The following is a 25,538-nucleotide window of genomic DNA, read 5'->3' on the forward strand; positions in this document are numbered from 1 at the left end:
TGCTCAAAAAAAGCATACTAGTTAGTAAACATATAAGGGAGGCATATGTAATGGCTATAGCTAAAGTCTCAGAATTAGTAGGCAGTTCCAGGCTGAATTGGACTGATGCCGTAAACAACGCAGTCATGGAGGCATCGGAACAGGATGGCATATTTGGCGTTGAAGTAACTAATTTTACTGCTAACATCAAAGACGGACAGATCAAAGAATATAGGGCTAATATTAAAATAGTTTCTCATTAAAGTTAAAGAAAAAGACCCCCACGTTTTGATAACGTGGGGGTCTTTTTCTTTAATAAGCTCGGCTGCTGAAGCTAACAGGTAAGATTCTACTTTTTCTCTACAAACCACCGGCCTTCATCACAAAACAAATATACCTGTTTGCCACAGATCCGGCAAGTGTACCGCATACCGCAGCCGCCGCCTTTTAATGATGCCGCCTGCCGAGCATCTAACACCCGCTCAATCTCGAACACCCGCCCGTCTTCCCATTTTAGGGATAATGGCCGGATCTTTCCGTCTGTTCCATGTTCCGCTATGACTTGTACAAATACTTTTCCCATATGTATCACCTAAAAAATGAGATTGGATGGATAACATGGTCGTCCCTGGGATTTAATCCGGTTAACTTTCGATCCTGTAACATTCCGCAGCGCTGAATACTGTATTGACCAAAACGGGTACGAATACTGTCAACGGCCTGCTCCACACTCTCCCATTCGATCTTATTGTCTTCGAATAAATCAACCTGAATATTACCGTCCGCAGTTACTAAATCCGCCCCACGAACGCCTAAGCTGCGGATTGGTCTCTCCCAACGGTAATTAGCAGCAAAAAGTTCTATGGCTTTCCGCGCAATTTCTCCGGATACGAAGGTCGGTTCGGATAAATTCTCCTGTTTTTCAAAAGAAAAAAGTTCCGCATTCCGCACGCTGATTGCTACAGTCTTGCATTTTAACCCATGCATTCTTAGTCGCGCAGCAACACTTTCAGCCAGTACATAAATGATTAATTTTACATCCTCATTATTAACCAGGTCTCTGACTGCAGTAGTGCTGTTACCTACAGATTTAATAACGCTTTCCTCGCCTAGTTTACGCACCGGCGCCAAATCAAGACCATTGGCAAAGCTCCAGAGAGTTTCGCCCCAAATCCCGAGCATTAACCGCAAATTCTTAACATCACATTTTGCAAGATCTCCAATCGTAAAGATTGTCCGGTTATTCAGTTTCCGCCTGGTTGACCGGCCAACATACAGCAATTCGCCAACCGGCAACGTCCATACCTTTTCTTGAAAATTTGCTTCCGTTATTACGGTGGTTGCATCCGGCTTTCTCATGTCGCTGCCGAGTTTGGCAAATATTTTATTCCACGATACCCCCACGGATCCGGTAAGTCCGAGCTCATCTTTAAATCGCTGACGAATCGTATTGGCAATTGTTTCGCCATCACCAAAGAGATGGATTGATCCTGTCACATCCAACCATGATTCATCAATTCCAAACGGTTCAATCTGGTCGGTATAGTCTGCATAAATTTTTCTGGCCAGTCTGGAAAATCGCAGATATTTCCGGAAGTCTGACGGCACAACAACCAAGTCCGGACACTTTTGCTTTGCTTCCCAAATCACCTCTCCTGTTTTGATTCCGAGTTTTTTTGCTGGATAGTTTTTTGCAAGTACAATCCCATGACGCGCTTCAACGTCCCCACTGACAACAACCGGCTTATCTCCGATTTCTGGTCGATACAGGCACTCTACACTGGCATAGAAATTGTTCAAATCAACATGAAGGATCGTACGCTTCATATATCTCCTTTCCGAGACCAGAACATGTGTTTGTACTTTTAATTATAGAGTCCTAAAAGCAGGAAATCAAGGCATGCTGCATAGGTATATACTGGTAAATGAAATATACAGGCCCCTATAGGTTAATCACATTCTGTAAAGTAGGTCATAGAATGTACTAAGACCCATAAAATAGCAAGAGGTGACATACAGAATGTATTATGAAGAAAGTGAATGCTGCGATCCTAAAGCGATTGATTACGCTCTTTGCCTTATCCTTGAAGCTCTGGGCGATGAAGCCAGTGACCGGGCTTTTTATCAGTGCTTGCTAGAAATTGCGCCAGACTGCGAGCAGCAAAATATCATTAAGTCGATTCGAAACGATGAAATTAAGCATTTTAAAATGTTTTGCATGATTTATCAGGAGTTAACCTGTGAGGAACCTATGCCGCACCAGAAACAGGAATTTGAGGAGCCGGAAAACTACTGCGCAGCTATTCAAAAAGCTATTTTTGGCGAACTGAGTGCCGTGGAACTTTATAGAAAAATAATGTTTGGACTCTGTTCTCAAAGGCATAAAGACATGTTGTTCGAGATCATAACCGACGAACTCAAACATTCTGGCAAGTGGAATTTCCTTTATACAAAAAATTGCTGTAGCTGCGACTGTAAATAATGGTATAGACTTTATTGTACAGGCAGTTACATGGCATCGTTTCGATGGCCGCCTATTTAGGCGGCTTTATTTATTTCTCGCCTTTAATTATAGATTCATATTTTCCTGCCTTCTTGGACACTTCCACTTGGCCTGATCATATAAAAGTAAAGGCCCTCGCCGTGAGAGGGCCTAATAGGGAGGCAATTAACCTTATCTTAACAAATGCTGCTTGAACTTGATGAGAAACTATTGTCGTCGAAGCAGAAAAATAGTAACAAAATGATTATGATAATTATAATCCACCAGCTACCGCGACCGAAACCCATAAGAATTCCCCCTTCAAAGAAATAATTAACCCTATATATCTTATGTCAAAAGATAAACGTTGGTTACTATTCCCCCCACCATGATATATTGACCGCTCTAAAAGTGCCCACATAAATAAAACGCCCATAACCTACTAAAAATGTAAGTTACGGGCGTTCATAATGATGGAAGTATCCTGCTAAATATAGTACCGTATTTTTAGCCTATGTATTATGCAATAAAAAGTCCAAGACTTCGGCGTTTAATTTATTGTGAAAGCTTTCGCGATCAAAGCCGCATGGATCCTGCGAGGGCGGAAACATTACTTTAGTCATAAATTCCGGAAATGGGCTTAGAAAGGAGAAATGCCCAGCATTTTTAATAACTCTATGCTGAATTTTCGTCTTGTCAGGAACCCCTTCTAAAATAATCCGGGCATGAAAACTTGGCGTATATTCGTCTTTTTCGCCAGTAAGCATCAAAATGGGAATGTTAACCCCACTCAACGCTCCTTGGGCCATAAACCAGACCGACGCTGGTGCCAGCAGAACCAATGCTCTGACCCGACAATCAGGTATTACACTAATCAAATGAGGCTGATGGTCTGACGACTCATTAGGACGCGAAATTGGTACACCTCCTACCAATGCCAGCGCAGTGTAACCACCCATAGAATGACCTATTATTGCAACAGAGTCAGGCTTCACAAATCTCGCGAATTTCCTACTATCGTAAAACCAATTAATAGCTGTCCGGATGTGCCTTGGTCTATTGGTCAGATTTTCAACCGTGTTAACCAACGTGTTATTGCTTCGATTGTTAAACGGGTGCTCAGGCATGCCAACAATAAAACCATTGCGAGCAAGGTGATGAGCAAGGGTCCGATACAGTAAATGCGACCCGCCGCTGCCGTGAGATATTAATATCAAAGGAAATACGCCCTCTTTTGGCTCGGCATCTTTCGCAATATCCACACTGTATGGCCCGAGTCTTTCTGTTTTTCCAGGCGTGAATGTCGGAAAAAAGACAGTCATCGGAAACAGCACACCACTCTGCTCATCGGCAAGCTCAACCGAACAGTAACCAACAAAAGTATCCATATTTCCTCCCAAGTATCTTACTTTGCAATTATAAACGACCTAGTAACTTAGTATTTCACGATGTACATTGAGTGGTGCACTGGACCATATTCTGAAGGAGTTAAAGAGAAGAAACTGGTGTTACGTAGTCCAGAAAGCAATCCTATAGAAATAATTCTGGTTCAGATCTTTTGGTTAGTTCTTCTTCCAGCTCATGCTGATGGTATAAGTACTCCGCATCTTCGTAGTATTTAGCGTTGACAGGGCATTTTTTGATACAAGCTCCACATTTAATACAAGTGCCGGTAATCTCATTTACATTTTTATAATTGATAGATCCCATAGGACAGACATCGGCACATATTTTGCAATCGTTACAGTCTGCGCTTGTCAAAGGTTTTACTTTACGAATATCAACCGGATTTCCTTCGCGGTCTCGGGGCCTATAATATCCTCTGTATGGATTGGGAACTCCCTTTACATGAATTGGAGGAAAAATAGAAAAATCGACGGCTTCCAGCTTTTCGGCTATTTTCACAGCAAAGGTTTGTGCAACTAATATATCGGCTTCATCCGGTCTATCCTTGGCAAGAATTTTGGAAAATGAATGTTCACCAATGAATGCACCGGCCGCGATTGTGTGAAATCCAGCTTTCTCCAAAATATCTCTTAATTCGATTAAAGCATCATCATAGTTCCGGTTGCCATACAATACGACCGGAACAGCAACAGCACCATTACCTTCTATAGTTTCCAAGAATTTCAGTAAGACATTGGGTACACGCCCTGCATATACCGGTGTGCCGAAGATTACTAAATCACCGGCAGTAAATCCTAAAATACCATTTCTCGCATCAGGCAAGGTGAAATCAAAATTATCTCGTTCAACACCTATATTTTCCCCAATTTTATTTGCAATTTCAGTCACAATCTTCTGAGTGGTTCCTGTTGCACTGAAATAAGCAGCCCAGACTTTCTTAATATTCATAACGCATTTCCCCCTGCTCTATTCTTAAGAAAAGTACCTATTAGCCGAAGCAATTAATAACACCTGCAGTAAACCGGGTAATATCAAAACTCAGCTTTTGGTATGGGTTATTAGTTGTTCTTCCATTCTGGAACATTTGTGATTTAGAGAGTGATTGGATTAATGACCTACTTCATTATCCGTTCGTAAAATATTGGATAAATAGTTATAGAATCCTTCCAAAAGATTGTCAGCAGTATACCTATTTGAGGATAAAATAGCAGATATTTGAAATAGTCATCGAATGTATCGAGTTAATCTTTCCGAAAGTGAACCCGTATGTAATTCAAAAAGATGATTGTCAAAATCATAAAAATACAATGACTGTCCTTCACCTTCAATTCTTGGCCGAGAAGGCCTAATTTCCATGCCTAGAGCTTGTATTCCAGCTTTGTAATCCTCGAAGTTCTCATCGCGGATCTTAAATGCAACATGATTATAGGTACGCTCAGATAATGGATCCCCTTCCATTATGCAAATCCACAGGCCATTAATTAGAAAATACTTTTCTCTGCTTAAAGAAAAAGTCTTATCTCCACTTGAATAGATTTCTTCGGCATCGAAAATAGCTGTAAAGAATTCTGATGCCCGCTCGAGATCTTTTACAATAAAAGTTAAGTGGCTTATACCCTCAATCACTTTTACTCACACCTTTAAATCAATTTTCAACCGGCCTTGATAACTTTTCCAATTGAAGTAGTTCTTCTAATAGCTCAGCGGAATTTCTAACATATTTTTCACAATGAGATTTTGCCATTTCTTTATTTCTAAACTGCTCTTGCCCTTCAGAAGTATTTAGATCACAACCGAGTAACTGTCCGCAGTTTAATGAACCATTAATGCTCCTAAACTTTTCAGCAAATTTCTGAATAAGTAAATAAGTCTCTTCTTTAACTTGCTTATCGGCACCCGGCGACTTGATACCGATTACCATAAAGGCGCCAGTTACCGCTCCGCAAGTTTCAGAAAGACGAGCCATTCCACCTCCAAACCCCCGTGCAATCCGAATGGCGTCATCTTGGTTGATACCAAAAAGCGGACCATAGGTTGACAGAATAGCTTGTGAACATGACAAACCATTTTTAAAGCTTGAGACTGCTTGATCAATTCGATCGCTTTTCATCAGTAAATCCTCCCTAAGATCTTCAGATTCGCCCCAAGATTAGCTCTTAAAAATTTAATTAATTCTACAACTTCCATATTTATCCTGCAAAAAAGACCGCTTTAATGTGGTCAAGAGCTCGTAAAAAAAATAATTTTCAGTACTCTAAAGTTAAAATTTAACCGGCTTAAAACTGATAGTACGATAGTACCCGAAAAAAAAGGTCAGCGGATTTTCATCCGTTGACCTTTTTTGTTTCCTGTAGCCTTATTTACCCTTAATCTTTTTCAATACGTCATCTGTTATATCCTCTCCACCATAAACAACTTGACTCTTATCCAAGACGATGGTTAAGCCCTTAGCGTCAGCTACTTCTTTTACAGCAGCGTTTATTTTATCATGAATAGCTCCGAAAATTTCCTCTTGTTTTTGTTGTAGACCTTGTTGAAGCTGTTGATAATAGGATTGTTTTTCCTGGTCATTCATTTTAGCTGATTTGGCGTTAAAGTCGTCTTGCGCTTGTTTTGCCGCTGCTTTATACTTTTCCTGGGCTTGCGCCATGTCAGGATGCTGTTGGACCAGAAGTTGGTAGTTTACCACACCGATGGGAGTCATTGCGGCGGCATAGGTTGTACTAGGCTGGGCAATGATTACTATACTGAATAGAAAAAATAGGGTGACGAAGATATTTCTTACTTGGTTGATGTTAATCTTAAGCATTGGTCATTCCTCTTTTCATTAAGATAATAGTTATACGATTTTTTAAGAAAGAACGCTTTTAAGCGCTTCTTTCAATAAAAATTCCCCCCTCTCATTATCTAAATGAATCCGTTATCTCGTTTGGCTTTTATTTTACACCTAAAATGTAACAACATTATTACAGCTATAGCAAAAATTAAAGAATTACAGACCAGACAACCGGACAAAGAGGATTTAATAGATTATGAAAAAAACCAAAATCAGAACGTTAAAGAAGGCATTATATAAAAAACACGGCTTAATGCCGTGTTTTATTATTTCGGGTCGGATTAACGTATTGAAAAAACAAGCGTGTTAACACAAACGTTATTTGACCAGCTCCTTTCCGCATTACCTTAATCCTATAGAAATTTGCCCAAGTACCTCTCCGACATTGGCCTGAATTAAAAGATTAGCTCTCTCATCAGTAGGTGTTGGAGCTCGGTTAATTATAATCAAGTTATTGCCGCGATAATAATCAATCAGTCCGGCCGCAGGATAAACTACTAAAGAAGTTCCTGCAACAATAAGTACGTCGGCTTTTGATATAAATGATCTAGCCTGCTGCATTGTACCGTTATCCAACCCCTCTTCATACAGAACCACATCCGGTTTTACGGTTCCGCCACAAGAACAAGTTGGTATTCCCGAACTTTTTATAATAAACTCTTCATCAAAAAAAGCTCCGCAGCGTTCGCAAAAATTCCCCTTTACTGAACCATGAAGTTCTAACACTGTCTTACTTCCCGCCATTTGATGCATTCCATCTATATTTTGCGTTATTACTGCTTTCAATTTACCGGCCTTTTCAATTTCGGCCAGCTTATAATGCGCCTTATTCGGTTTGGCATTAGGAAAAATCAACTTATCTTTGTAAAAATCAAAGAATTCGGCTGTGTGCTCAACGTAAAATGTATGGCTTAACATCATTTCCGGCGGATAATGATATTGTTGATTGTACAGCCCATCAACACTTCGGAAATCAGGTATTCCACTTTCAGTTGATACTCCCGCCCCACCGAAAAATACAATATTATCACTGTTTGAAATAATTTTTTGTAATTGTTCAATTTGCTTCATCTTAATCCTTCTTTCCAATAAACGATGCAAATCATACGAATATACCACAACCGTCTGCAATAATCAGTACGGGATTGATCTAGGAATTTCTTATACGTTCTAACAAATTCCAGCAATAAATGGGGTATACTACCCCCTCCATTGCAAACTCTTACCTCAACGTCATTACCGACACCACGGTCAGTCCCTTGCCACTACTAGACTCTTCCCTCTGCCTGGCCCAGGCGGTTGTCAAAATGTATTTACAGATTAGAAGCAGTCAGCAACTCTAGATCTACAGTCTCTTGCCCCAAAATCGTTTTGCCCTATCATTTCTTATCTGAAAAAGATTCTTAGCTCTTCCGTATCCTACTGCTATTGACTGCTCCACGGCCCTATAATTGGTGGTTCTCCTGCTCCACCACCAGCCCCTATAGTATTCTTTATTGTCGTTTCACTATAGGTAAGCGTATACGATCCATGTAAGGTTATATCCTTTTGTGCATAAATAGCGCCTGAATTAAGCGTTCCACTGCCATACCAATCTATACTTCCATAGGAAACAAAAACCGCCCCGCCCAAATTAACGCTTCCATTCATTGTAATGTCACCATTTGCTACCAAATAACAGTTATTATTAAAGTTAATTCCCCCGCCTTGTAAATCAATTGTTCCATCTGCATAAATTGATGTATTAGAAAAATTTGTATTGGCCGCTATTGTTACATCACCATTTACAACAATTGTTTGATTATTATAATTGCCTGATAAAGTATAATTACCCTTCTTATCCGGGTTCACAGTCGTCTTCGGACGGTCCGAATCAATGGTTGACGTCAAAACAGGAAAATCAGATAACCAGCTGATATCATTTTGATTAGGTAAAAGCGTTGAATTATTATCAGGTGCAAGGCTACCATTCGTATCGATACTACCTTTAGCAGCTATGTTACCATGTTGTGTATATGACCCTGACAAGCTTATATTTCCACCACTGTACATCAAATAGTTTGTTATCCCACCGGCGCCACCACCGCCAGTAGTAACGTTCACCGTAACCAATACAGTCTTTTTCGCTTTTCCCACTGTTCCAACCGACTGAATAACGTAAGTATTATTCGCATTGAAAACCGGTGTAACCGGAGTTTTAGATGCATCCGCAGATTTATAAATAATTACATTGTACTTTTTTTGATTAGTTGGAAAATCGGTATCAAACTGCTGATCTTTATTAAGCCAAGTCCAATCTGTTCCTGTTTGATTAAACTCAACAATGGCCCTCTTTGCCCCACCTTCGGCTGCATATTCCGCTTCTATCACATCCCGATTATTGACTGCTGCACTAACAGTAGTATTTATCATCGGGCCTAGTCCAGCAATAATGATTGAAGCAAATAACATAACTATTATTGCAAGAACTGCTGTAAATCCGTTTTCATTTCTTAGCAAGTAAACCACATCCTACATGTCATTAAGAGTTACAACAGTATCAGATAATTGGACTAAAGGAAGATTGCTATTTTGCTGATTTTGCATAGTTAGAGTTATCTTAATTTCTTTCTTATTATTGCTGGTAAGTATCGGATCAAAATTAAATTCCTTTACCCGATCCACGCCCAATTCTTTAGTTATAGTATTATTTACAGCATAAATAATTGTATGGGCATTATTACCCGATCCAAGATAAATTTTACGATTTTCTGTCGTACCATTAACAGAAGTTGTATAATCAACTTCTGTATTGGTTAAATTCGTAATACTGGCAGCATTGCGTAATTCATTAGTTATTAAGTTTAAAATGTTTTGAGCATCCTGGGCATTACTCCCTTGCTCATACGAATATTGATAAGACTTAACGATTGAGGCGAATAGGCTAATAATCCCAACGCTTATTAATACTGCCATTGCCGACCAAACAATAAATTCAACTAAAGTAAATCCCTTATTATTCATATAACACCTACGGTTGATAATAATATCCAACAATTTCTATTTGCCTTTGAGAATTCGCTTCATTCCAAGTAACCTTTACTTTTATTGCTGCTAATTTTGAATTTATATCCGTTTCGACCGGCTGATAAACTGTAAAGGTCGTATCGTTATTATTAAATTTATTCTGGTGAGTTGGATAGTTAGCAAGAGGTATTGCACTTTTGCCATCATATTGTTTCATATCTTCAAGTAGTGATTTAGCTAAATAGACTGCCTGGTTATAATTTTTTGCTGCCGCCGCCTCCTTTACATATTGGGCATAGGCATATGACATAGCCATAATGGCAGAGCCCAAAATAACCATCGCGATTAACACATCTATCAGCAAAAAGCCTTTTTGCGATTTTACCATACTCCTTTTTGCTTCCTCTCTAAATACAGCTCATATACTCGAATTCCGTTCTGGATGCATTCAATACCGCAAAAATTCATTTTATTTCGCTTATTTCTGCTGAAGAATAAAAATTCCCTGCCTTCTTGCAAAAAGTTATTTGATAATTAACAAATAGATAACATGGGTATTTTTTGGCAAAAAAATGTCCCTCACCGAAGCGAGGGGTAAGCGTAAGGAGATGATGTGTAAAACTAAGGAATAATATATATAAACACTCGGCTAGTGACGAGCGGATCTTTATTTTAGCTGAAAGCAAAATGCCCTCTACCGAAGTAAAGGGTATTCTGCATAAGGTTACATGACAGGATTTAAGCTCAATATAGCAAATACTGGAAGGGATATCCTCTTGCTATATTGATTGTTTAAATTATATCAATAAATTATGAAGATAGTATGAATAATTTATAAGAAAAACGTAAAAATTGCTGATCTGGTGCTCAGTTTACTAACCAGTCGACCGCAAAGTCATAAAAGCACTAGCCGCATTCAGTAGCATGACAAGCGCGACCAAGCGTAATTTCCATTTACCGTAAGCCACACCGAGATAAAAGCTCCTACCTTATGGCAGGAGCTGGATAAGAGGCTGACAAAAATAGCCTATTTAATTCCACTTTTTATCTTCGTAAAAGTTATTCTCTTTTCAGCAATTTCATTCAGGGCTATGGTAACTGGCTTCGTTGACTCACTGTCTACTAATGATTCACTTCCTTCCTCTATTTCTCTTGCACGTTTAGCACCTAAAATGGCAAGAGTATATTTATTGTCAATTTCATGTAACAGTATTTCTAATGGTGGTAGGTTCATTATCCTTGCCTCTTTTCATTATTTATCTTCTCAGCCAATTTCGCCTCCACTTTACTATTAAATTCATCACAGTAATATTATACCATATTTTCCCTGTTCCATGCGGCTGAAGACAAATAAAAAGCCCGGCAGCCGAAACGTACGCTATTTTGCCACAGGATTGCCACAAACTAAGTGTAATATGAAATCAAAGTGCGTAATGCCCTTCGCCGGGTTTCTTTGAGAAAATTTTAGAGGAGGTTTAGTTGTGAAAAAATCCGTTGTCTTTCTATTGATTCTTTTGTCCATTCTCTATCTTCCAGCAACTGCTCTTATGGCATGGGCACCTAATTATGAGGGCGAACCTGATATACTCAATCCCAACCATATTAGTGGCGCATTTGTTTGGCATGACTATAATGGTTTTCATTTACGCACTACAACAGTTGGTGATAAACATACTTTTACTGGGACAATACATACTAATGGGCATTTCCAAAATGTTGATGACCGCTTCTTTAGAGATAAGGATTATTATCACTTAAGTGACCGGGATACTGTTGATTTTCAGTTTACTACAACGGGTAGGACTGTAGGTATCGATTTTGATATAGCTGATGGGGATTATCTATCTCTGGAAATCTATATGGACGGACACAAAATTAGTCCGATGGATATTTACGTTGGTAAAGATGGATGGCATCCAGGTAAATATAAATTCACGCTAAACCGTTTGCCATACTATTATGATGAGCGAGTTGTAATTGTTCATCCTAGATGGCATGGTTATTGGGGATGGGGATATCACCATCGGTAAATATAACATGTACAATGGTAATCAAAAGAGGCGATCGAAAACTGAAGGCTTTCGGCATTATAAAAAACACGGCTTAGCGCCGTGTTTTGTTATTTCAAATTTAATCCTTCGGCTATTCTACTGCCAAGCTCATTATCTGTGCATATAAAGTGATGATTGCTGGTCAGACAACGTTTGGTCATATTCTTCACCTTCAAATTATAAATTCTGGTGTGATTATATTCAATTTATAATTATTTTAGAATTTAGAATGAAAGCTAAAATACATGGTCCCATCTCCGCTAAACTTTATTTTAACTCACTTTGATGGTATCATTGATTGTGGTCAGTACATGGGTTTCCGTATGCATTGCTTAACCATATCATGCAAAAGGCCACACAAATTTTGTCATAACTATGGTTATGAATTTAAATAAACATACTAGGAGCCAGGAGATTTTCCCGGCTTTTATTTTAATAGTATAAGCGATAATTCCTATGTTATCGGGCTGGATGACCGGCACCACGAACGAGAAGAAGAAGAAGCGGAAGATTTTTTGAGGAAAAATAAGCAAAGTTCTTAAATAAAATTTAATTCCATATGCAAGATAGGATAAGGTTTTCCTGCCCCATCAATTTCAGAACGATTTATGACATGAAATCCCATATGCTTATAAAAGCCAACAGCCTGAACATTCTGCTCATTAATATCTACTCTCTTTATTCAAAATGTTGTATATACAGTGTACTTTCTTGGGTCAAGTATGGCTAGCTACGGGAAGAGTAAATTTACATTAGCTTTTACAAAATCCGGCACTATGCCGGATTTTCTATAATTTCATTAACTTAACTCAGCCCGATCCGCAAACAATGTAAGTTACGGGCGATTTTCTCCATAAAGATGGAAGTATACTGCTAATTTTGTATGCTATTTGAAAATAATTGGAATTATGGTAGAACCGTTTATCCGCTCAACTGATTTTTTCTAATCAGTAGCTCAAAATTGAACCTCTAAGATTGGCTTTGATGTATCCAACAAAACAAAGCGTTTTGGCTAGTAAATTCTATTTTATCTTTGGCAAAAGAAACGGAGTACGTCTTTTGTATTCAATATATTCAGCACCGAATCTAAGTTCTAATTCTTTTTCTTCTATTACTTTATGATAGGTTGTGCCCACAATAAAGCCCAATATAAAACATACAATTCCGTCAGTTAACGATACAAAATAAGTGCCGATTCCTAAGTAATAAATTATGGCACCTAATTGAATCGGATTTCGACAGTATTTATAGGGTCCTTTTACTATGAGTTTTTGGGTAGGTGCATTAGGGGCTGGCGTACCGTTTCCTAACAACCACTGCGTCAACGTTGTCCATATTAAAAAGAAAAGTCCAATCGGAATACAGAATATAGGAATTATTTTAGTTAAGAAAGGATTCCAAATCAAATTCAAATAACGGTCAGCAAAAAACCCAATAAAAATAAATATTCCTGGAAAAATTATCAAAAATACTGTTGCTCCTATTATTAGTGAGACCACTCTTTTCTTAAGCGGACTTGGTCTTCCTGAATTAAATCTTAAAATATAATTTACAATAGAATCCGTATTAATCATAAAGTCCCTCCTACCGTCCGGAGGTATAATCCGGACAGTGATCCGTAATCCGTATACCGCCCGACCATTTACAGCTATTTTGTCTATCAAGTCATAATTTTTAAAACAATAATACCTATAGCCTACTAAAATGTAAGTTATGGGCGTTTTCTCCATAATGACGGAAGTATCCTGCTAAATTTTGTATGTTATTTAAAAATGTTGGCTGTTAATTTAAACTATAAGACGTTTTTGATAGACATTAAACATTGCAAAAATCAGCGACTATTTTTGCGGAAATCAAGATACGAATATACAACTGGAAGTAGAGTCACAGCCACAAGCATTAATAAGAAAGATGCCCATCCATTCGGCTGTCCCTGTAAGTTCCAATGGATGGGTACCCTTGCCGGTAGATGGGGATAAACACACAACGATACAGCCAAATCGAGGACCAATAAAGCCCAGACAGGCCAATCTTGCAGTAACAATTTCTTATTATTGTCCATCTTTCCTCTCCTCTAAGAATGCATTGCTTTGAAATATTTTGTTAGCTAATGTTTCAAAAACAACTTTCCTATCACTTCATAAATTCCCACATTCTTCCTTCACCTGAAATAAATGGGATTAAAGTCTCTAAAATACGTTAATTCTATAGGACTAAAATTCTATATATGGAAATTTTTTCTTTTAAAAGTCTATAACAAATTTGTGACAAAAAGGTGACAAATAAAAAAGCTCCCTACCGTAGGAGCTGGATAAGCGGCTGACAAAAATAAGCCTACTTAATTCCACTTTTTATCTTCATAAAAGTTATTCTCTTTTCGGCAATTTCATTCAGGGCTATGGTAACTGACTTCGTTGACTCATTGTCTACTAGCGGTTCACTTCCTTGCTCTATTTCTCTTGCACGTTTAGCACCTAAAATGGCAAGAGTATATTTATTGTCAATTTCATTTAACAATATTTCTAATGCTGGTAGGTTCATTATCTTTGCCTCTTTTCATTATTATCTTCTCTGCCAATTTCGCCTTCCACTTTACTATTAAATTCGCCGCAGTAATATTATACCATATTTTTCCTGTTCCATGCGACTGAAGACAGATAAAAATTCACGCCCTCACAGAACATATGTTTGTATCTCGATTATAAGAGCTGCGCGGATAGGAGATCAAGTGTAGCATAGGTATATGTTGGGAAATAAAAAAGCCCACCCTGAAGGATGAGCAGTTTATGCTATTTCCGAGACTTATCCATTAATATCAAGGTTAAAATGTTTATCCGATACGTGAAGATGGAATTCATGTTCATTGTCTTCGTGCCAACGATACCAATCATGCCATTCTTTCGCGTGTACTTCTCGCCAGTGCCTGTCGCCACTATGCTCTCTCCATTCCCGGTCATGATCGCGCCATTCCCGTTCATGATCTTTCCACATTTTTTCATGATATGCTCGATCATGACGATGATGATCATAGTCATTATCATGGGCATATGCGGCTAAGGGGAAAATGCTAACGGCAACGAAAACCGTCAGTAAAATAAAAGCCTTTTCATTTAGAAACACCGCCTTTATGATTTGCCTTAATTATAAAAAGTGTTTGTGGCAAATATGTGACAAAATAAAAAAAGTCTCCCCAGCCGTAGCCAGGGGAAATCTTAATTCTTATTGAGCAATCGGTACTACCTTAAAGCTGATTATTTTTTCAAAAGCCAGATATTCTTTGCTGCCATTAATAATATCATCAAAGGTATAACAAGTATTGCCAGTGCCAACTGTACGATTATACCATTGAACAAAATTATTAATTTCAGTCGTAGTTAATTTATATTCCCGCTCGCTGGAATCACTCATCGTAACCCGTAACAAAGCCCTGCTTGCAGCTACTGGGGTTGCAGATGCTTCATTTGAGTTATCGCTTTCAATACCGTTTTCTATTACTGCCGTGACCACATAGTAATATGTCGTTCCGTTTACAACGTCAGTATCAACGTAGCTCGTGCCGATAACTCCGCTTGCAATCGTTGTGTATGGACCACCTGCAGTGGTTGAACGTTTAACGTTGTAGCTGACTGCATCGGTTACTGCGTCCCAGGAAAGAGTTACCTTAGAATCGCCTGCAGTTGCAGATAAATTAGTTGGTGCAGAAGGCGCAAAATTAGATGTCCACCGAGCTATATTCGATATGCGAAATTCATCAAGATAAGCTTCAATTGCACCAATACTTGTTCTGGTATAGCTATCTCCACCTAAATATATAGGAAAGGACTTATTAATGCCAGCATTCAAATCTCCTGATGCTACAATTTCTCCATTAACAAAAATATATCCAGTTCCTGTGTTACGTACACAAGTAATATGTATCCACTCATTAGGTTTTAAAGCTCCGGCAGACGATGTCAAAACTTTGTCCTCTATAGAAAAAGCCAACTTATAGTTAGAATCCAGTGTGATATAGATAGGCTGTTCACTATTAGCACTTTCTCGGCTATCTAATAACAATACTACATTTCCAAAGGATGCTTCATAGTTCCCTTGTATGTAATAAAGCCAAAAATCAATAGTAAAGTCTCCAGTATCAAAAACAAATTTACTTGCAGCATCTGTGTACATACCACCTATGGCATTAAAATAGGCGCTACCATCGCCATCCTTTACTTGAGCTTGGCTAATACTTACCCCATTATTTTGAATAATCCAGTCATTTCCACATTCATCCTTTACTCCATCTTCAAAATGTAATAATGCAAGTGTGTTTTGGTCTACCTGATACATAATATTACCTCCATTTTTTATTAGCCGACAATAGCCAAGGAACTCTTTAATTGATGTGTATTTTCTGTATATCGGCTTTCACTTATATACATTCATTCCATTGTCTTATTTAAACGGGTAAACCCTCAAAATTTTAATGAGTTCTGCAAAATTAAAGTCTCACCTAATCCATAAATTCGAAAACGATGTAATTCTCTATTCTATATCCGTACAGAAAGAAGAAAAAACAGATAAGTGAAAAATAAAAAACCGCCCACCCCGAAGGATGAGCGGCTTAAAAGTATACGTTAAAAATAAAATGACTCATTCAGATTTTAAAGTATTCTCTTGTTCCTTATGAGCAGCAGCCTTTTTCTCGGCAATTTTTCTCAGTTGTTTTTTCTTATTCTTAGGGCTTTTATCTCCCATTTAGTAAACATCTCCTTTTGTTTAAACCTATAATCATTATACTACCTTTTAACAAATGAGTATTCCAATTCCTCTGCCCGTTGGCTTGTATCATGTCAAAATGAAGCTCTAGTATCTAAGGTATTCATAGGTTCCATTAATTTCTCCTAAATCAGTCTATTTCCTCGTTTTTTCAAGACAACTTGTTCGCAAAAACAAATTAACTACATAATAACCGCCTCAGTCCAAAAACCAGAACGGCAGTAATTAAAATCTATACTGTAACCCGACAGCATTTCTGCAATTCCCTCAATTAACGCGATTTCGTGCGTAATTAAAAGATCCTGCTGATCTTTACCAGAACATTTGTTCGTTTTGTGCATTGCATAGCACCCCGCTAATCCCTTAAAATGGATTACGAGACAGTATCTCCTACGATCCGCGGCCGCGGTCCTTCTACTGTCTCTCGTCCGGGGGGGGCCGGCCTGAGCCGGATGTTAGCGCATCCGGCTCTTTAGTTTTTAGTGGCTTTTAATTTGTTATACTCATCCTTAAGAATACCCATATAAATGGTATCTGTATAATGACCATTAATGTAAAAGGATTGTCGGGAACGCCCTTCCTCTACAAAACCACACTTCAAATAACATTTATTTTCCTTTTTAAATAATTTAGAATCCAACATATTGTTAATTAAATCTCTAAATTGGCTTAGTTGTTCTGGAGTGAAGTTTTTCCTCAAAAAGAAATGCCCACTACTGCATCCGCCGGAGCAGTTTTCATTACGAGACGACTTATCATGTAATTTGAATGTTCAATGCTTTGTTTTAGTTCCCGGTAATATTGTAAATAGTTCTCCGCTTCATTACATGCGATTAGGGCGGTTTGGCCGCCCCTTTTTAAGTCTCTAAAATAGAATTTCTTCTTGCGGAAGTCCCGGTTCCAGGTTCTTATTCACCTGTTCTCGCACGATCTTCCACGCATGCTGGTATGCGTCATCAATCTTGGCTATATCGTTAACTTCAACCTCAAATTCCGCATTTGCCCGGACGTTATTGAATCCCGGCAGGCTTTTGGTTTAGCCATATGATACTTTGAGTTTCATACTCTGTCCTCCTGATGTATAAATTCAACCAGTTTTGCCATACTATGGTTGGGAGCCGAACCAGAGTCATTGATGAATTGACATGTCGCCCATATTATCGGTTCCCATCAAAGTGATTTCTCCTCTCCCATACCCGGTTAATCCCGGGTCTTTTTATTCCTGAACTGTTTCAATTTCCATAATCCTTTCATTTTTTCGTGCCATCGGCTTAATCTGACGAAAAGTTTTTCCTTGCATAGAACATGTATATCGACTAAACTAACAAAGAAAGGGGGGTTGCCTTTATGCCAACCTACCACATCATCATTAATGGTCAACCAACCGAGGATTTAGTCACCGGGGATACTTACATCGACGCGTATTTTTCCGCCTCAGAAAAAGTGCCTAATGATTACAAGAAAGATTTTAAATTAGTAAAAGTTGAAGAAGAATCAGAAGACTAATTATATCCAGACATATAACTCTGATCGACCGACACTAGACAAGGAACACGTTTAGTCTTTTGCTTCGGTGTGTCTGAAATTATTGTTATTTGGACAATCACAGTAAAGTTCTATTCAAGTCAGGTGATGCAATGGCAGATCCTGACTTTTTATTATGACTATGATAGCGAAGGATACAAGCCATCATGAATTTATTTTTACGAGACATTCATCTACGTCGTTTCAATTCGTTTCACACCGATCGCTATAAGTGATGCCCACGGCTGGAGGATTGTTAACACTTTCATCATAAGACCTCCTTTTTCTCATAAAATACATTAAGAAAAACAAGATATATCTACTTATGAATTCAAAGGATGATAAAGATGGAGAATATATTATTTGGAAATTTAACTCCAGAAGATATTGTTGTATTGGTTTCCGTTTTCGGTATCAGCGTTGGAAATTCATTAAGCGATGAGGAACTTCTTGTCCTTGGCAATTTTATGGTTTCAGCAGGTGTCGCACTATTAATCGTCGTGACTCAACGCGCATTACTAAAAACTCAACAGGAAATCACAATGCCAAATACGCAAACACAAATCGATGCATTGCGGAAAGAAATTCAGCAAATTAAGGATGTATTGAATAAACGACTTGACCATGATTATTCGTACTTTTATTAAGCTGCTCCTACCACTATTTCCAGTTGTATTCTTTGACGGCCAGGCGCTCCATCATCCGGGCAAGTTTAGATCCATAGCTTTGGGCCAAGCCGTATTGTTTTTGCAATCCCGTCTCCCCTTATTTAAGTTGTTTTGGCGCTTACATGGGACAGCCTTTCCGAGGATACGCGCCGCAGAAATCCGCACTTGAAAGCTGAATCATAACTCTGTCATCCGGGCCCAGGCTAATGATATCTGCATCCGGCTGCGCCTCCAGGTAAACTGCGGATGATTCCTTTCGAAAGCGCACATACCTTCTCGTTTATCACTTGGTCATTTTCCCTCCGAAGATACGATTCATACACCCTGAAAAAATGCGCCCGTTCTACGCCAATGGCCTCACTACCGCAAAGATCTTTGTAGCCAATTGTTTTCACGGCCTGTTCACCAAACAATGGCTCCAGGTAGGTTTTCTATATGGGTCAATCTTACACATAACCTCATCCCAAGCCTCTTCCGCGCTGGGTAAGAAATTCGCCTTCTGCATAAGGCTTTCGGCTGCTTCTCGAATTTCGGCCACTGTGGGAAAAATTTTCGACTGCATAATAACCTTGGCAACAGCTTGCTCCAAGACACTGTACGGAAAATCGGCAAGCATCTTCTGCCAGAGAGCAACGGTAACCTGCAAGTTAATTTGCCGGTCTTGCAACGTCGGCATATTCGCGTTACATTCCAGCACCTGCATAATTCTCCATAGCCATCATGAGAAAACCGCAGAAAGCAGCATTGTCAACTTGCAGGGAAATATCCACTTCTTGTTTCATCTGCATAATTTGTTCTCGATAAGCCTGATAAAATTCAAAGGTTGGGTTGGAGTTATATTTAATTCCTATTAATTCAAAATACTCGATTATCCCTTTCGCTGTGGTAGGTTTGATAAAAACTTCCACACTAGGCCGATAATATATAGGATAGACTGTTAGCAACGGCCATTTCGCCAGTTTATACTCCTGAAGCAGACCTGTCATCAGCCTAAAGCCAAACGCTTGATCACCATGTAAAAACTCCTTCAACCCATGGGATAAATGCTCTTTTTCATTTTCATTCATAACTTTTACTAAATCCCGAAATTTTGGTTTTTCAAAAATAGAAATCAAAGAGGATTGGCTGACGACCTTGTCCATAAAATCTACAATGTTAATAGCACTTTCAAACTGTCCAATCGAGAAACTGTCTTGCGCCAAGTTTTTCATTTTCTCTACTTTGTGCTTTTTTGCCAATTCGACCATCCGAGGATTAGAAAAGCCACCGGGATATCGCATAATAAATCTTTCTTCGGCTTCTTTGAGCTTTGCCTTGTTCATAACCTCATCTCCTCAGAATATTAATAATATAAATGCCCATAACCTACAAAAATGTAAGTTATGGGCGTTTTCTCCATAAAGATGGAAGTATCCTGCTAAATTTTGTATGTTATTTAAAAATGCTGGGTAGTTTTATTTTACAATAGAAAAGCTTTCCCTTGCTCTTCCGTCAGGCTAACAATCATGTATCAACTATTATATCCTGGACAATACTCTGAAGGTTCCCTTGCCAAACCTGAAATCCTGATACCATTCTTCCCTCTGCGATTCTGGATAAATTTCCAGAATCTCAATAACCTTTAGGGCAAACTCGACCGAGCCTGAACCTGCCGCTGTTATAATTGTTCCGTCACGAACCGCGAAGACTTCGACATAGTCGGACTTGCCGGCATAATCCGGTACAAATTGTTCAAGGAAGCCCGGTCCGTTGCTAGTATGTTTTACCCCTTTTAACAAACCGGCCCGGGCCATAGTTATTGTGCTACCACAAAGCGACCCGATCGGCACTCCTTTTCGATGAAACTCTATCAGCAAATTCTCAAGCGACTGAATACCATCAAAATATTTTTTATATATCGGATTTTTCTTCTGCCACATTTCGCCGCCAGGCAAGATCACCAACATTGCTTTTTCCGGGTTAAGCTCATCTAACGTGATGTCAGGCAATACTTTCAGCCCCCCCATGGTCGTAATCGGTTCATTAGAGAAACCGACGGTAACGACCGGAAGATTCGCTCGCCTTCTTATCTCACAAAGGGCAATTGCCGGCTCCCAATCAGCCATACCGTCGAAGACAAGCACATAAACACTTTTCCCTGTTGCGATATTTTCCATCGGATCCCTCTCCTCGCATATTTTGTAAGTTCTGAGCGTTTTTCTTCATAAGGATGCTAAAATTCGTAATATCATTTCGTAATAATTGGAATTAATGTAGAACCACCTATTCGCCGATTTTTTCCAACCGGTGGCTCAAAATTAAACCGGCTGAAAACGGCTTTTATACAAAAGACTGTTTTTCCATAAAAAATCCGTGTCTGCATTTCTTTGTCGTCAAGCAAATACATACGATGTCATAGACAAGCTGCCCATAATGCAATCCTGATTGTACACTCGAATTTCGTCTGTCTCTTCCGCAGCACCTAATACATACAACAGAGGATAGAAATGGTCAGGTATCGGCACAGCCAACTCTGCAACCTGACCGAATGCCTTATAGCCGACCACACCTTTTTTATCATTGTTGCTCACGCATTCTGCAATATAGTTGTCAAACTCATATGCCCAATCATAACCACCATTTCTAGAGAATTGGATCATTCCTAAATTATGTACTACATTGCCACTGCCAAAAATCATTACTCCTTGTGAACGAAGATCCTTCAGTTTTTTTCCTAATGCCAAATGCTCTTCCGCCGACATGCGACGGTTTACACTTACCTGCAATACGGGTATATCCGCATTTGGATACATTGCCCGCAACACGCACCAGGTTCCATGGTCCAAACCCCAGCTACCATCAAGCACAGCTGCATTCCCCAATATTTCTAAAATGCGTTTCGCAAGTGTTGGGTTCCCAGATGCCGGATAATTAATACTATACAATTGTTCGGGAAAACCATAAAAGTCATGAATAGTTCGAGGCAGTTTGTTGTCCATCACACGGGTCCCTTCGGTATACCAATGAGCTGAAACAGCTAGTATGGCCTTTGGCTTTGGCAATGACGTCACGATCTGTCGCCAGCCATGGACAAATTGATTGTCCTCAATGATGTTCATCGGCGAGCCATGACCAATAAACAAGGTTGGCATCAATTGCATAAAACGAACCTCCAATTCTTAAAGCCTCAAAATAGGAACTATTTCGAGTTTCTGTTGTTAGATATTCTGAGGGAGATAGATTATACCTTCACTCTTAGCACATCAACCACCCCCTTTCTACAAAGGGAGTGCTAACCGTTCCCTAACAACCTAAAAATATTTGCAAATATCATTTTAGCTTGTGTTTTACTGCTTATAGGACTATTACTATATAAAGAAGCTGTATCATTACGGCAAATAGCTGGTATGATTATCTGTGGGATTGGATTATTCCTGATAAGCAAATAACAAAATATATTAGTAGACAATATAACTTCCTTGAAATTGGAAAAGGGCTGTCTTCAAGGCAAACGCTTAATGCGACAGCCCCTTTCTCCGTAAGGATAGAAGTATCCTGATAAATTTTGTATGTTATTTACTCCACCCTTTTCTCGTCACGTTTCTTTAAATCCTTAGGATTTACAAGATGGCCTGTTAAACTTAATTTGGAAAGGAAACTTCTAGTGTATTGCGAATTTCCCCTAAACCATCCGTAAATTATTACGAAAATGAATTGCTTCCGCTATGTGTTGTCCGTTTATCTTTTCACTTCCGGCAAGATCGGCAATGGTTCGTGCTACTTTGACAATACGGTCGTATCCTCTGGCACTTAAATTCATCTTTGTAAAAGCCTGGCGCATCAGGTCTTGCGCATCACGGGTCATAGCGCAGATACTTTTTAACTGTTTGTGACCCATCTGGGAATTACAATAAAAACCATGCGAACTCAACCGGCGATATTGTACTGCCCGCGCTTCTTCCACCCGCCGGCGGATAACCACGGATGACTCGGCAGTTTGATTGCTGACCATTTCACTGTATTCCAGACGGGGAACATGAACGTGAATATCAATCCGGTCCAATAACGGCCCGGATATTTTTTTACATAGCGGCGGATTTCTTGCTGACTGCAAGTGCACTCTTTAGCCGGGTCAGTTAAAAAACCGCACGGACAACCGTGAAGTTCACAACTTGACTAACATGACTTTCACCGTTCATAAAAAAGTAATGCCAGAAAATAAAAACTGCGGCAATACACCCGGCGAAAGAATCCGCTGGGCCCGCTTTGAAACTGGTCTTGATATTGTCGATGTAGCCCGTAAAGCCGGTCTTTGTCCAGGCACTATCAGCCGAATTGAGAATGGCCGGGCTCAAACTGTTGAGATAGAGACCCTTAGAAAGTTGGCGCCAATTTTAAAACAAACTATCGCATTTTTAGGTTGCTTCGACCTGTTACCGGAAAGTACTCTTGCCGAGCGCATCAGGAAAGCGCGACTCATCCATGGGTTGACCAAATCAGAGCTCGCCGCTAAAATCGGCACCAATGAAAAAACGGTTAGACTTTGGGAGCGTGGTAGATGTAGCCCTACTGAAAAATCAATGAAGATATTAGTTCCCTACCTGAAAAATCTAAAATTACATTAATTATTTATCTAAGTGAAATGTTGTCGATTTGCTGGTCGCACTAGAAAGCAGCATTAAGGCAATTGAAGAAAAGAATGGAAAGAAATCGAAATCAAAAAGGAAACCGGCATAAGCTTGGCTATTAGGGCCAGGCTTTTTCTTTAATATAAAAATCCCTCACACATTGTGAGGGGTAAGAATGAGGAATATATAATGTTCACAAGCCTGTTCCTATTATTCTCAACTTAGCTTCTCCATTTTCTTTGGTGAGTTCAACCACAAAGGATTTTCCTAATATCCAAGAATCTTCTGCAATATGCCCGTTTCCTGCTTCCCAATAAGAACCCCAAAAAGTTTCTTGTACGGAATATGATACACTATAAAGATCGCCATAGCCATTTACATGGGGCACCTTTCGGGCTTTAACATCTTTGTAAGCTACTATTTTTTCTCCATTAAATATGGATTTTTCCTTGAAATGATCTAAATAGAGTATAAATAACCGATTTACTACATCAGTATCTGACAAACCGTTTACTTCGCTCAATGAAACTCTTGGTTCAAATTTCGCATTATCACTACTTGTGCAACCTCCTGTAAAAATCAGCATAACCAATAAAACTACAAGAGCAATTTTTTTGAGTAAAATGCTAATCGTACCTCCCACTAAAAGATTTTTAGTATGCATTATAAGGGCAGAGAAATCTGATTTGCTCTCCTTGCCCTGGATATACCTCCGATAAGTCTCTATCACAGTGCGGATCACTATGTGCACTATATTTTAAATTACCATTTTCGTCTTTTGCCGTTATTATTGCCGAATGGTGCCACCCATCCGAATCATTATAGAACTGAATGACATCTCCAAGGTTAGCCTCAGTACTACTATATGCTATTCGGCAATACCCTCTACTCACCATATAATCTGCAAAATTCCCTGCTAATGTCCATGCATGCGAAGATGCCGTTTTATCACAAAACCAACCTTCGGAAACTGGAATTCCAGCATAATTCCAACATTGAGATACAAAGTTTGTACAATCATTATCACGCAGATATGGAAAATGTGTATTTATTTGGGACCAATAATGATGTGCATACCATACGGCTTTTTGCCTATCAAAGGTGACAGTTTGCGGCTGACTATTAAAGCCATGACTAAGATAGAATTCATCTTTTTTAACATTATTTTTGAAATCATCGTAGAAGCTCAAATCCATACCCCACAACCATAATTTATTTTTTATTCAGCTTGTATATCAGTAAATTTATCAGCCTTCTGTCGCAAAACCAGAGAAAACTCACCCATACCTGCGCTAGTAGAATATCTCTCGTTATAATCAATTATAAAGGCATTCGGGAAATGTATGGTTCTAAAGTTTTGATCAGCGGTATTTACTTGAACAGTTACATCCCTATAAGCATCTGCATTCTGGGCAGTAACCAATGACCATTTTAGTAATTTTGAAGTTTCTTTATCGGACGCATCTAGCATATTGTTATGAGTAAGTTTCCCTGTTACAAACAATGTACCTGCAACACTAGATGACTTAGCCATTGAGTCGTTAGGTGTACTTACTCCAATGTTCGCAGAAGTAATAATGTCTTCACCTAAGTTAATTTCAGTGTCTTTTCCTTTAACAGCCAATGTAAATCCCATTATGAATCCTCCCATAACTTTTTCAATTTAATTTGTTAGCTAATGTTTCAAAAACAACTTTCCTATTACTTCATAAATTCCCATATTCCTCCTTTGTTTTAAATAAATGGGATAAAAGTCCCTAAAATAAGTTCAATTTATAGGACCAAAATTCTATATATGGAAAATTTTTCTTTTAAAAGTCTATAACAAATTTATGACAAAAAGATGACAAATAAAAAAGACCGGCAGTCAAGCTACCGGGTGATATAGGCAGAGTAATGCCTATTTTTTGTACTCATGCTGTCTATTTTACACCAACTTGGAGGTTTACACAGAATTTAGGATAGCTTTTACTTTTTACGATATTCCACTGATTTCTGGAGAACGGTATTCCATACACTAATCGCATTAATGAAACAATGCGAAGCCCATAATAACCAAGAACAAAGCACCACTCATTCGAAATAAAATTAAAGCTTCCTCTGTTGGTTCAGATCCCTCTTTCATTTGCCATCCATAGGTAATTTTCCACATCGCTTTAGGAAAAAGTATATAAAGAATAGAAATAAAGATAAATACAAGCTTCACAAATAAATCCATTT

General features: G+C 38.8%; 33 protein-coding genes. 6 read left to right on the plus strand and 27 right to left on the minus strand.

Going from position 1 to position 25,538, the window contains the following annotated elements:
• The first annotated feature begins 50 nt into the window (after positions 1-50).
• Positions 51-242, plus strand: coding sequence for a dodecin family protein (locus LUCIF_RS16735; protein WP_122629029.1), 192 nt, complete (start codon positions 51-53; stop codon positions 240-242).
• An 86-nt stretch (positions 243-328) separates the two neighbouring features.
• Here LUCIF_RS16735 and LUCIF_RS16740 read toward each other — a convergent pair whose 3' ends face one another.
• Entirely contained in the window at positions 329-562 is a 234-nt protein-coding gene (locus LUCIF_RS16740; protein WP_165866028.1) for a hypothetical protein, read from the minus strand.
• Between the two features lie 5 nt (positions 563-567).
• On the minus strand, positions 568-1,806 hold the full coding sequence (dinB, locus tag LUCIF_RS16745; RefSeq protein WP_122629030.1) for a DNA polymerase IV: 1,239 nt from the start codon (positions 1,804-1,806) through the stop codon (positions 568-570).
• A gap of 193 nt (positions 1,807-1,999) precedes the next feature.
• Between dinB and LUCIF_RS16750 the strand changes: the two genes are divergently transcribed.
• On the plus strand, positions 2,000-2,461 hold the full coding sequence (locus LUCIF_RS16750) for a ferritin-like domain-containing protein (protein ID WP_122629031.1): 462 nt from the start codon (positions 2,000-2,002) through the stop codon (positions 2,459-2,461).
• Between the two features lie 512 nt (positions 2,462-2,973).
• Here the strand turns inward: LUCIF_RS16750 and LUCIF_RS16755 are convergent.
• The 10 genes from LUCIF_RS16755 to rpoZ (LUCIF_RS16800) form a co-directional block, all read right to left on the minus strand.
• The gene (locus tag LUCIF_RS16755) at positions 2,974-3,849 is read right to left on the minus strand and encodes an alpha/beta hydrolase family protein (protein WP_207857887.1); all 876 of its coding nucleotides are present in this window, start codon (positions 3,847-3,849) and stop codon (positions 2,974-2,976) included.
• 142 nt (positions 3,850-3,991) lie between these two features.
• Entirely contained in the window at positions 3,992-4,816 is an 825-nt protein-coding gene (locus tag LUCIF_RS16760; protein ID WP_122629032.1) for an EFR1 family ferrodoxin, read from the minus strand.
• 276 nt (positions 4,817-5,092) lie between these two features.
• Positions 5,093-5,494 carry a FosX/FosE/FosI family fosfomycin resistance hydrolase gene (gene fosX, locus LUCIF_RS16765; protein WP_122629033.1) on the minus strand — a complete coding sequence of 134 codons (402 nt, stop codon included), beginning with the start codon at positions 5,492-5,494 and terminating at the stop codon, positions 5,093-5,095.
• A 19-nt stretch (positions 5,495-5,513) separates the two neighbouring features.
• Positions 5,514-5,978 (minus strand): C-GCAxxG-C-C family protein, encoded by a 465-nt coding sequence (locus tag LUCIF_RS16770; protein ID WP_122629034.1) that lies wholly within the window; start codon positions 5,976-5,978, stop codon positions 5,514-5,516.
• 246 nt (positions 5,979-6,224) lie between these two features.
• Positions 6,225-6,677, minus strand: a complete 453-nt coding sequence (locus LUCIF_RS16775; RefSeq protein ID WP_122629035.1) for an OmpH/Skp family outer membrane protein — start codon at positions 6,675-6,677, stop codon at positions 6,225-6,227.
• Positions 6,678-7,046: 369 nt separating this feature from the next.
• Positions 7,047-7,775 carry an NAD-dependent protein deacylase gene (locus LUCIF_RS16780; protein WP_122629036.1) on the minus strand — a complete coding sequence of 243 codons (729 nt, stop codon included), beginning with the start codon at positions 7,773-7,775 and terminating at the stop codon, positions 7,047-7,049.
• A 354-nt stretch (positions 7,776-8,129) separates the two neighbouring features.
• Positions 8,130-9,203, minus strand: coding sequence for a hypothetical protein (locus LUCIF_RS16785; protein ID WP_122629037.1), 1,074 nt, complete (start codon positions 9,201-9,203; stop codon positions 8,130-8,132).
• 12 nt (positions 9,204-9,215) lie between these two features.
• A complete protein-coding gene (locus tag LUCIF_RS16790) occupies positions 9,216-9,707 on the minus strand; it encodes a PilW family protein (protein WP_122629038.1) in 492 nt (163 codons plus the stop codon).
• 7 nt (positions 9,708-9,714) lie between these two features.
• Positions 9,715-10,098: a type IV pilus modification PilV family protein gene (locus tag LUCIF_RS16795; protein ID WP_122629039.1), complete on the minus strand. Its 384-nt coding sequence runs from the start codon at positions 10,096-10,098 to the stop codon at positions 9,715-9,717.
• A 639-nt stretch (positions 10,099-10,737) separates the two neighbouring features.
• Positions 10,738-10,944, minus strand: coding sequence for a DNA-directed RNA polymerase subunit omega (rpoZ, locus tag LUCIF_RS16800; protein WP_122629040.1), 207 nt, complete (start codon positions 10,942-10,944; stop codon positions 10,738-10,740).
• Positions 10,945-11,191: 247 nt separating this feature from the next.
• Here rpoZ (LUCIF_RS16800) and LUCIF_RS16805 point away from each other — a divergent pair, with 247 nt between their 5' ends.
• A complete protein-coding gene (locus LUCIF_RS16805; protein ID WP_122629041.1) occupies positions 11,192-11,740 on the plus strand; it encodes a hypothetical protein in 549 nt (182 codons plus the stop codon).
• Positions 11,741-12,783: 1,043 nt separating this feature from the next.
• Here the strand turns inward: LUCIF_RS16805 and LUCIF_RS16815 are convergent.
• The 6 genes from LUCIF_RS16815 to LUCIF_RS26155 all read right to left on the minus strand — a co-directional run bounded on the left by LUCIF_RS16815 (position 12,784) and on the right by LUCIF_RS26155 (position 16,860).
• Positions 12,784-13,335, minus strand: coding sequence for a methyltransferase family protein (locus LUCIF_RS16815; protein ID WP_165866029.1), 552 nt, complete (start codon positions 13,333-13,335; stop codon positions 12,784-12,786).
• Between the two features lie 257 nt (positions 13,336-13,592).
• Positions 13,593-13,823, minus strand: coding sequence for a DUF1648 domain-containing protein (locus LUCIF_RS27340; RefSeq protein WP_122629043.1), 231 nt, complete (start codon positions 13,821-13,823; stop codon positions 13,593-13,595).
• A 272-nt stretch (positions 13,824-14,095) separates the two neighbouring features.
• The gene (gene rpoZ / locus LUCIF_RS16825; RefSeq protein ID WP_122629044.1) at positions 14,096-14,302 is read right to left on the minus strand and encodes a DNA-directed RNA polymerase subunit omega; all 207 of its coding nucleotides are present in this window, start codon (positions 14,300-14,302) and stop codon (positions 14,096-14,098) included.
• 261 nt (positions 14,303-14,563) lie between these two features.
• Positions 14,564-14,881, minus strand: coding sequence for a hypothetical protein (locus tag LUCIF_RS16830; protein WP_126720606.1), 318 nt, complete (start codon positions 14,879-14,881; stop codon positions 14,564-14,566).
• 99 nt (positions 14,882-14,980) lie between these two features.
• On the minus strand, positions 14,981-16,090 hold the full coding sequence (locus LUCIF_RS16835; protein ID WP_122629046.1) for a LamG-like jellyroll fold domain-containing protein: 1,110 nt from the start codon (positions 16,088-16,090) through the stop codon (positions 14,981-14,983).
• A 611-nt stretch (positions 16,091-16,701) separates the two neighbouring features.
• Positions 16,702-16,860, minus strand: a complete 159-nt coding sequence (locus tag LUCIF_RS26155) for a hypothetical protein (protein WP_165866030.1) — start codon at positions 16,858-16,860, stop codon at positions 16,702-16,704.
• Between the two features lie 1,006 nt (positions 16,861-17,866).
• Between LUCIF_RS26155 and LUCIF_RS26160 the strand changes: the two genes are divergently transcribed.
• Entirely contained in the window at positions 17,867-18,025 is a 159-nt protein-coding gene (locus tag LUCIF_RS26160; RefSeq protein ID WP_165866031.1) for a hypothetical protein, read from the plus strand.
• A 365-nt stretch (positions 18,026-18,390) separates the two neighbouring features.
• Positions 18,391-18,690: a hypothetical protein gene (locus LUCIF_RS16845; RefSeq protein WP_122629048.1), complete on the plus strand. Its 300-nt coding sequence runs from the start codon at positions 18,391-18,393 to the stop codon at positions 18,688-18,690.
• Positions 18,691-19,102: 412 nt separating this feature from the next.
• On the opposite strand, the gene LUCIF_RS16850 is transcribed toward LUCIF_RS16845, so the two are convergent.
• The 5 genes from LUCIF_RS16850 to LUCIF_RS16870 form a co-directional block, all read right to left on the minus strand.
• Positions 19,103-19,408, minus strand: coding sequence for a replicative helicase loader/inhibitor (locus tag LUCIF_RS16850; RefSeq protein ID WP_165866032.1), 306 nt, complete (start codon positions 19,406-19,408; stop codon positions 19,103-19,105).
• The gene (locus tag LUCIF_RS16855) at positions 19,395-20,033 is read right to left on the minus strand and encodes a hypothetical protein (protein WP_122629050.1); all 639 of its coding nucleotides are present in this window, start codon (positions 20,031-20,033) and stop codon (positions 19,395-19,397) included. Before LUCIF_RS16855 ends, LUCIF_RS16850 begins: the two co-directional genes overlap by 14 nt.
• 195 nt (positions 20,034-20,228) lie before the next feature.
• Positions 20,229-20,867 (minus strand): DJ-1/PfpI family protein, encoded by a 639-nt coding sequence (locus LUCIF_RS16860; RefSeq protein WP_122629051.1) that lies wholly within the window; start codon positions 20,865-20,867, stop codon positions 20,229-20,231.
• 216 nt (positions 20,868-21,083) lie between these two features.
• Complete coding sequence (gene ygiD / locus LUCIF_RS16865) at positions 21,084-21,851, minus strand: 4,5-DOPA-extradiol-dioxygenase (RefSeq protein ID WP_122629052.1); 768 nt, start codon at positions 21,849-21,851, stop codon at positions 21,084-21,086.
• Positions 21,852-22,372: 521 nt separating this feature from the next.
• Positions 22,373-22,702, minus strand: a complete 330-nt coding sequence (locus tag LUCIF_RS16870) for a magnesium chelatase subunit ChlI family protein (RefSeq protein WP_370745648.1) — start codon at positions 22,700-22,702, stop codon at positions 22,373-22,375.
• A gap of 196 nt (positions 22,703-22,898) precedes the next feature.
• Between LUCIF_RS16870 and LUCIF_RS16875 the strand changes: the two genes are divergently transcribed.
• Complete coding sequence (locus LUCIF_RS16875; protein WP_165866033.1) at positions 22,899-23,315, plus strand: helix-turn-helix domain-containing protein; 417 nt, start codon at positions 22,899-22,901, stop codon at positions 23,313-23,315.
• Positions 23,316-23,511: 196 nt separating this feature from the next.
• Here the strand turns inward: LUCIF_RS16875 and LUCIF_RS16880 are convergent, their stop codons facing one another.
• The 4 genes from LUCIF_RS16880 to LUCIF_RS16895 all read right to left on the minus strand — a co-directional run bounded on the left by LUCIF_RS16880 (position 23,512) and on the right by LUCIF_RS16895 (position 25,536).
• Complete coding sequence (locus tag LUCIF_RS16880; RefSeq protein WP_122629054.1) at positions 23,512-23,982, minus strand: hypothetical protein; 471 nt, start codon at positions 23,980-23,982, stop codon at positions 23,512-23,514.
• Positions 23,972-24,514 carry an amidase domain-containing protein gene (locus tag LUCIF_RS16885; protein ID WP_122629055.1) on the minus strand — a complete coding sequence of 181 codons (543 nt, stop codon included), beginning with the start codon at positions 24,512-24,514 and terminating at the stop codon, positions 23,972-23,974. Before LUCIF_RS16885 ends, LUCIF_RS16880 begins: the two co-directional genes overlap by 11 nt.
• A gap of 23 nt (positions 24,515-24,537) precedes the next feature.
• On the minus strand, positions 24,538-24,954 hold the full coding sequence (locus LUCIF_RS16890; protein ID WP_122629056.1) for a membrane-associated protease 1: 417 nt from the start codon (positions 24,952-24,954) through the stop codon (positions 24,538-24,540).
• 390 nt (positions 24,955-25,344) lie between these two features.
• Complete coding sequence (locus LUCIF_RS16895) at positions 25,345-25,536, minus strand: DUF6199 family natural product biosynthesis protein (RefSeq protein ID WP_122629057.1); 192 nt, start codon at positions 25,534-25,536, stop codon at positions 25,345-25,347.
• Positions 25,537-25,538: the final 2 nt, after the last annotated feature.

The organism is Allolucifera butyrica, assembly GCF_900476375.1.
In the GTDB taxonomy this organism is placed as follows: Bacteria; Bacillota; Negativicutes; order Sporomusales; family UPPP01; genus Lucifera; species Lucifera butyrica.

Excerpts from the sequence above, each read along its gene's own strand:
- LUCIF_RS16740 (WP_165866028.1), bottom strand. The coding sequence starts at position 562 with ATGGGAAAAGTATTTGTACAAGTCATAGCGGAACATGGAACAGACGGA.
- LUCIF_RS16760 (WP_122629032.1), bottom strand. The coding sequence starts at position 4,816 with ATGAATATTAAGAAAGTCTGGGCTGCTTATTTCAGTGCAACAGGAACC.
- LUCIF_RS16780 (WP_122629036.1), bottom strand. The coding sequence starts at position 7,775 with ATGAAGCAAATTGAACAATTACAAAAAATTATTTCAAACAGTGATAAT.
- LUCIF_RS16835 (WP_122629046.1), bottom strand. The coding sequence starts at position 16,090 with ATGTATCAGGTAGACCAAAACACACTTGCATTATTACATTTTGAAGAT.
- LUCIF_RS16860 (WP_122629051.1), bottom strand. The coding sequence starts at position 20,867 with ATGGAAAATATCGCAACAGGGAAAAGTGTTTATGTGCTTGTCTTCGAC.
- ygiD (WP_122629052.1), bottom strand. The coding sequence starts at position 21,851 with ATGCAATTGATGCCAACCTTGTTTATTGGTCATGGCTCGCCGATGAAC.
- LUCIF_RS26160 (WP_165866031.1), top strand. The coding sequence starts at position 17,867 with ATGCCAACCTACCACATCATCATTAATGGTCAACCAACCGAGGATTTA.
- LUCIF_RS16875 (WP_165866033.1), top strand. The coding sequence starts at position 22,899 with ATGCCAGAAAATAAAAACTGCGGCAATACACCCGGCGAAAGAATCCGC.
- dinB (WP_122629030.1), bottom strand. The coding sequence starts at position 1,806 with ATGAAGCGTACGATCCTTCATGTTGATTTGAACAATTTCTATGCCAGT.
- LUCIF_RS16895 (WP_122629057.1), bottom strand. The coding sequence starts at position 25,536 with ATGGATTTATTTGTGAAGCTTGTATTTATCTTTATTTCTATTCTTTAT.
- LUCIF_RS16870 (WP_370745648.1), bottom strand. The coding sequence starts at position 22,702 with ATGGTCAGCAATCAAACTGCCGAGTCATCCGTGGTTATCCGCCGGCGG.
- rpoZ (WP_122629044.1), bottom strand. The coding sequence starts at position 14,302 with ATGAACCTACCAGCATTAGAAATATTGTTAAATGAAATTGACAATAAA.
- LUCIF_RS16885 (WP_122629055.1), bottom strand. The coding sequence starts at position 24,514 with ATGGATTTGAGCTTCTACGATGATTTCAAAAATAATGTTAAAAAAGAT.
- LUCIF_RS16735 (WP_122629029.1), top strand. The coding sequence starts at position 51 with ATGGCTATAGCTAAAGTCTCAGAATTAGTAGGCAGTTCCAGGCTGAAT.
- LUCIF_RS16770 (WP_122629034.1), bottom strand. The coding sequence starts at position 5,978 with ATGAAAAGCGATCGAATTGATCAAGCAGTCTCAAGCTTTAAAAATGGT.
- LUCIF_RS27340 (WP_122629043.1), bottom strand. The coding sequence starts at position 13,823 with ATGGACAATAATAAGAAATTGTTACTGCAAGATTGGCCTGTCTGGGCT.
- LUCIF_RS16815 (WP_165866029.1), bottom strand. The coding sequence starts at position 13,335 with ATGATTAATACGGATTCTATTGTAAATTATATTTTAAGATTTAATTCA.
- LUCIF_RS16795 (WP_122629039.1), bottom strand. The coding sequence starts at position 10,098 with ATGGTAAAATCGCAAAAAGGCTTTTTGCTGATAGATGTGTTAATCGCG.
- LUCIF_RS16755 (WP_207857887.1), bottom strand. The coding sequence starts at position 3,849 with ATGGATACTTTTGTTGGTTACTGTTCGGTTGAGCTTGCCGATGAGCAG.
- LUCIF_RS16845 (WP_122629048.1), top strand. The coding sequence starts at position 18,391 with ATGGAGAATATATTATTTGGAAATTTAACTCCAGAAGATATTGTTGTA.
- LUCIF_RS26155 (WP_165866030.1), bottom strand. The coding sequence starts at position 16,860 with ATGCACAAAACGAACAAATGTTCTGGTAAAGATCAGCAGGATCTTTTA.
- LUCIF_RS16750 (WP_122629031.1), top strand. The coding sequence starts at position 2,000 with ATGTATTATGAAGAAAGTGAATGCTGCGATCCTAAAGCGATTGATTAC.
- rpoZ (WP_122629040.1), bottom strand. The coding sequence starts at position 10,944 with ATGAACCTACCACCATTAGAAATACTGTTACATGAAATTGACAATAAA.
- LUCIF_RS16880 (WP_122629054.1), bottom strand. The coding sequence starts at position 23,982 with ATGCATACTAAAAATCTTTTAGTGGGAGGTACGATTAGCATTTTACTC.
- LUCIF_RS16890 (WP_122629056.1), bottom strand. The coding sequence starts at position 24,954 with ATGGGATTTACATTGGCTGTTAAAGGAAAAGACACTGAAATTAACTTA.
- LUCIF_RS16775 (WP_122629035.1), bottom strand. The coding sequence starts at position 6,677 with ATGCTTAAGATTAACATCAACCAAGTAAGAAATATCTTCGTCACCCTA.
- LUCIF_RS16855 (WP_122629050.1), bottom strand. The coding sequence starts at position 20,033 with ATGAACAAGGCAAAGCTCAAAGAAGCCGAAGAAAGATTTATTATGCGA.
- LUCIF_RS16790 (WP_122629038.1), bottom strand. The coding sequence starts at position 9,707 with ATGAATAATAAGGGATTTACTTTAGTTGAATTTATTGTTTGGTCGGCA.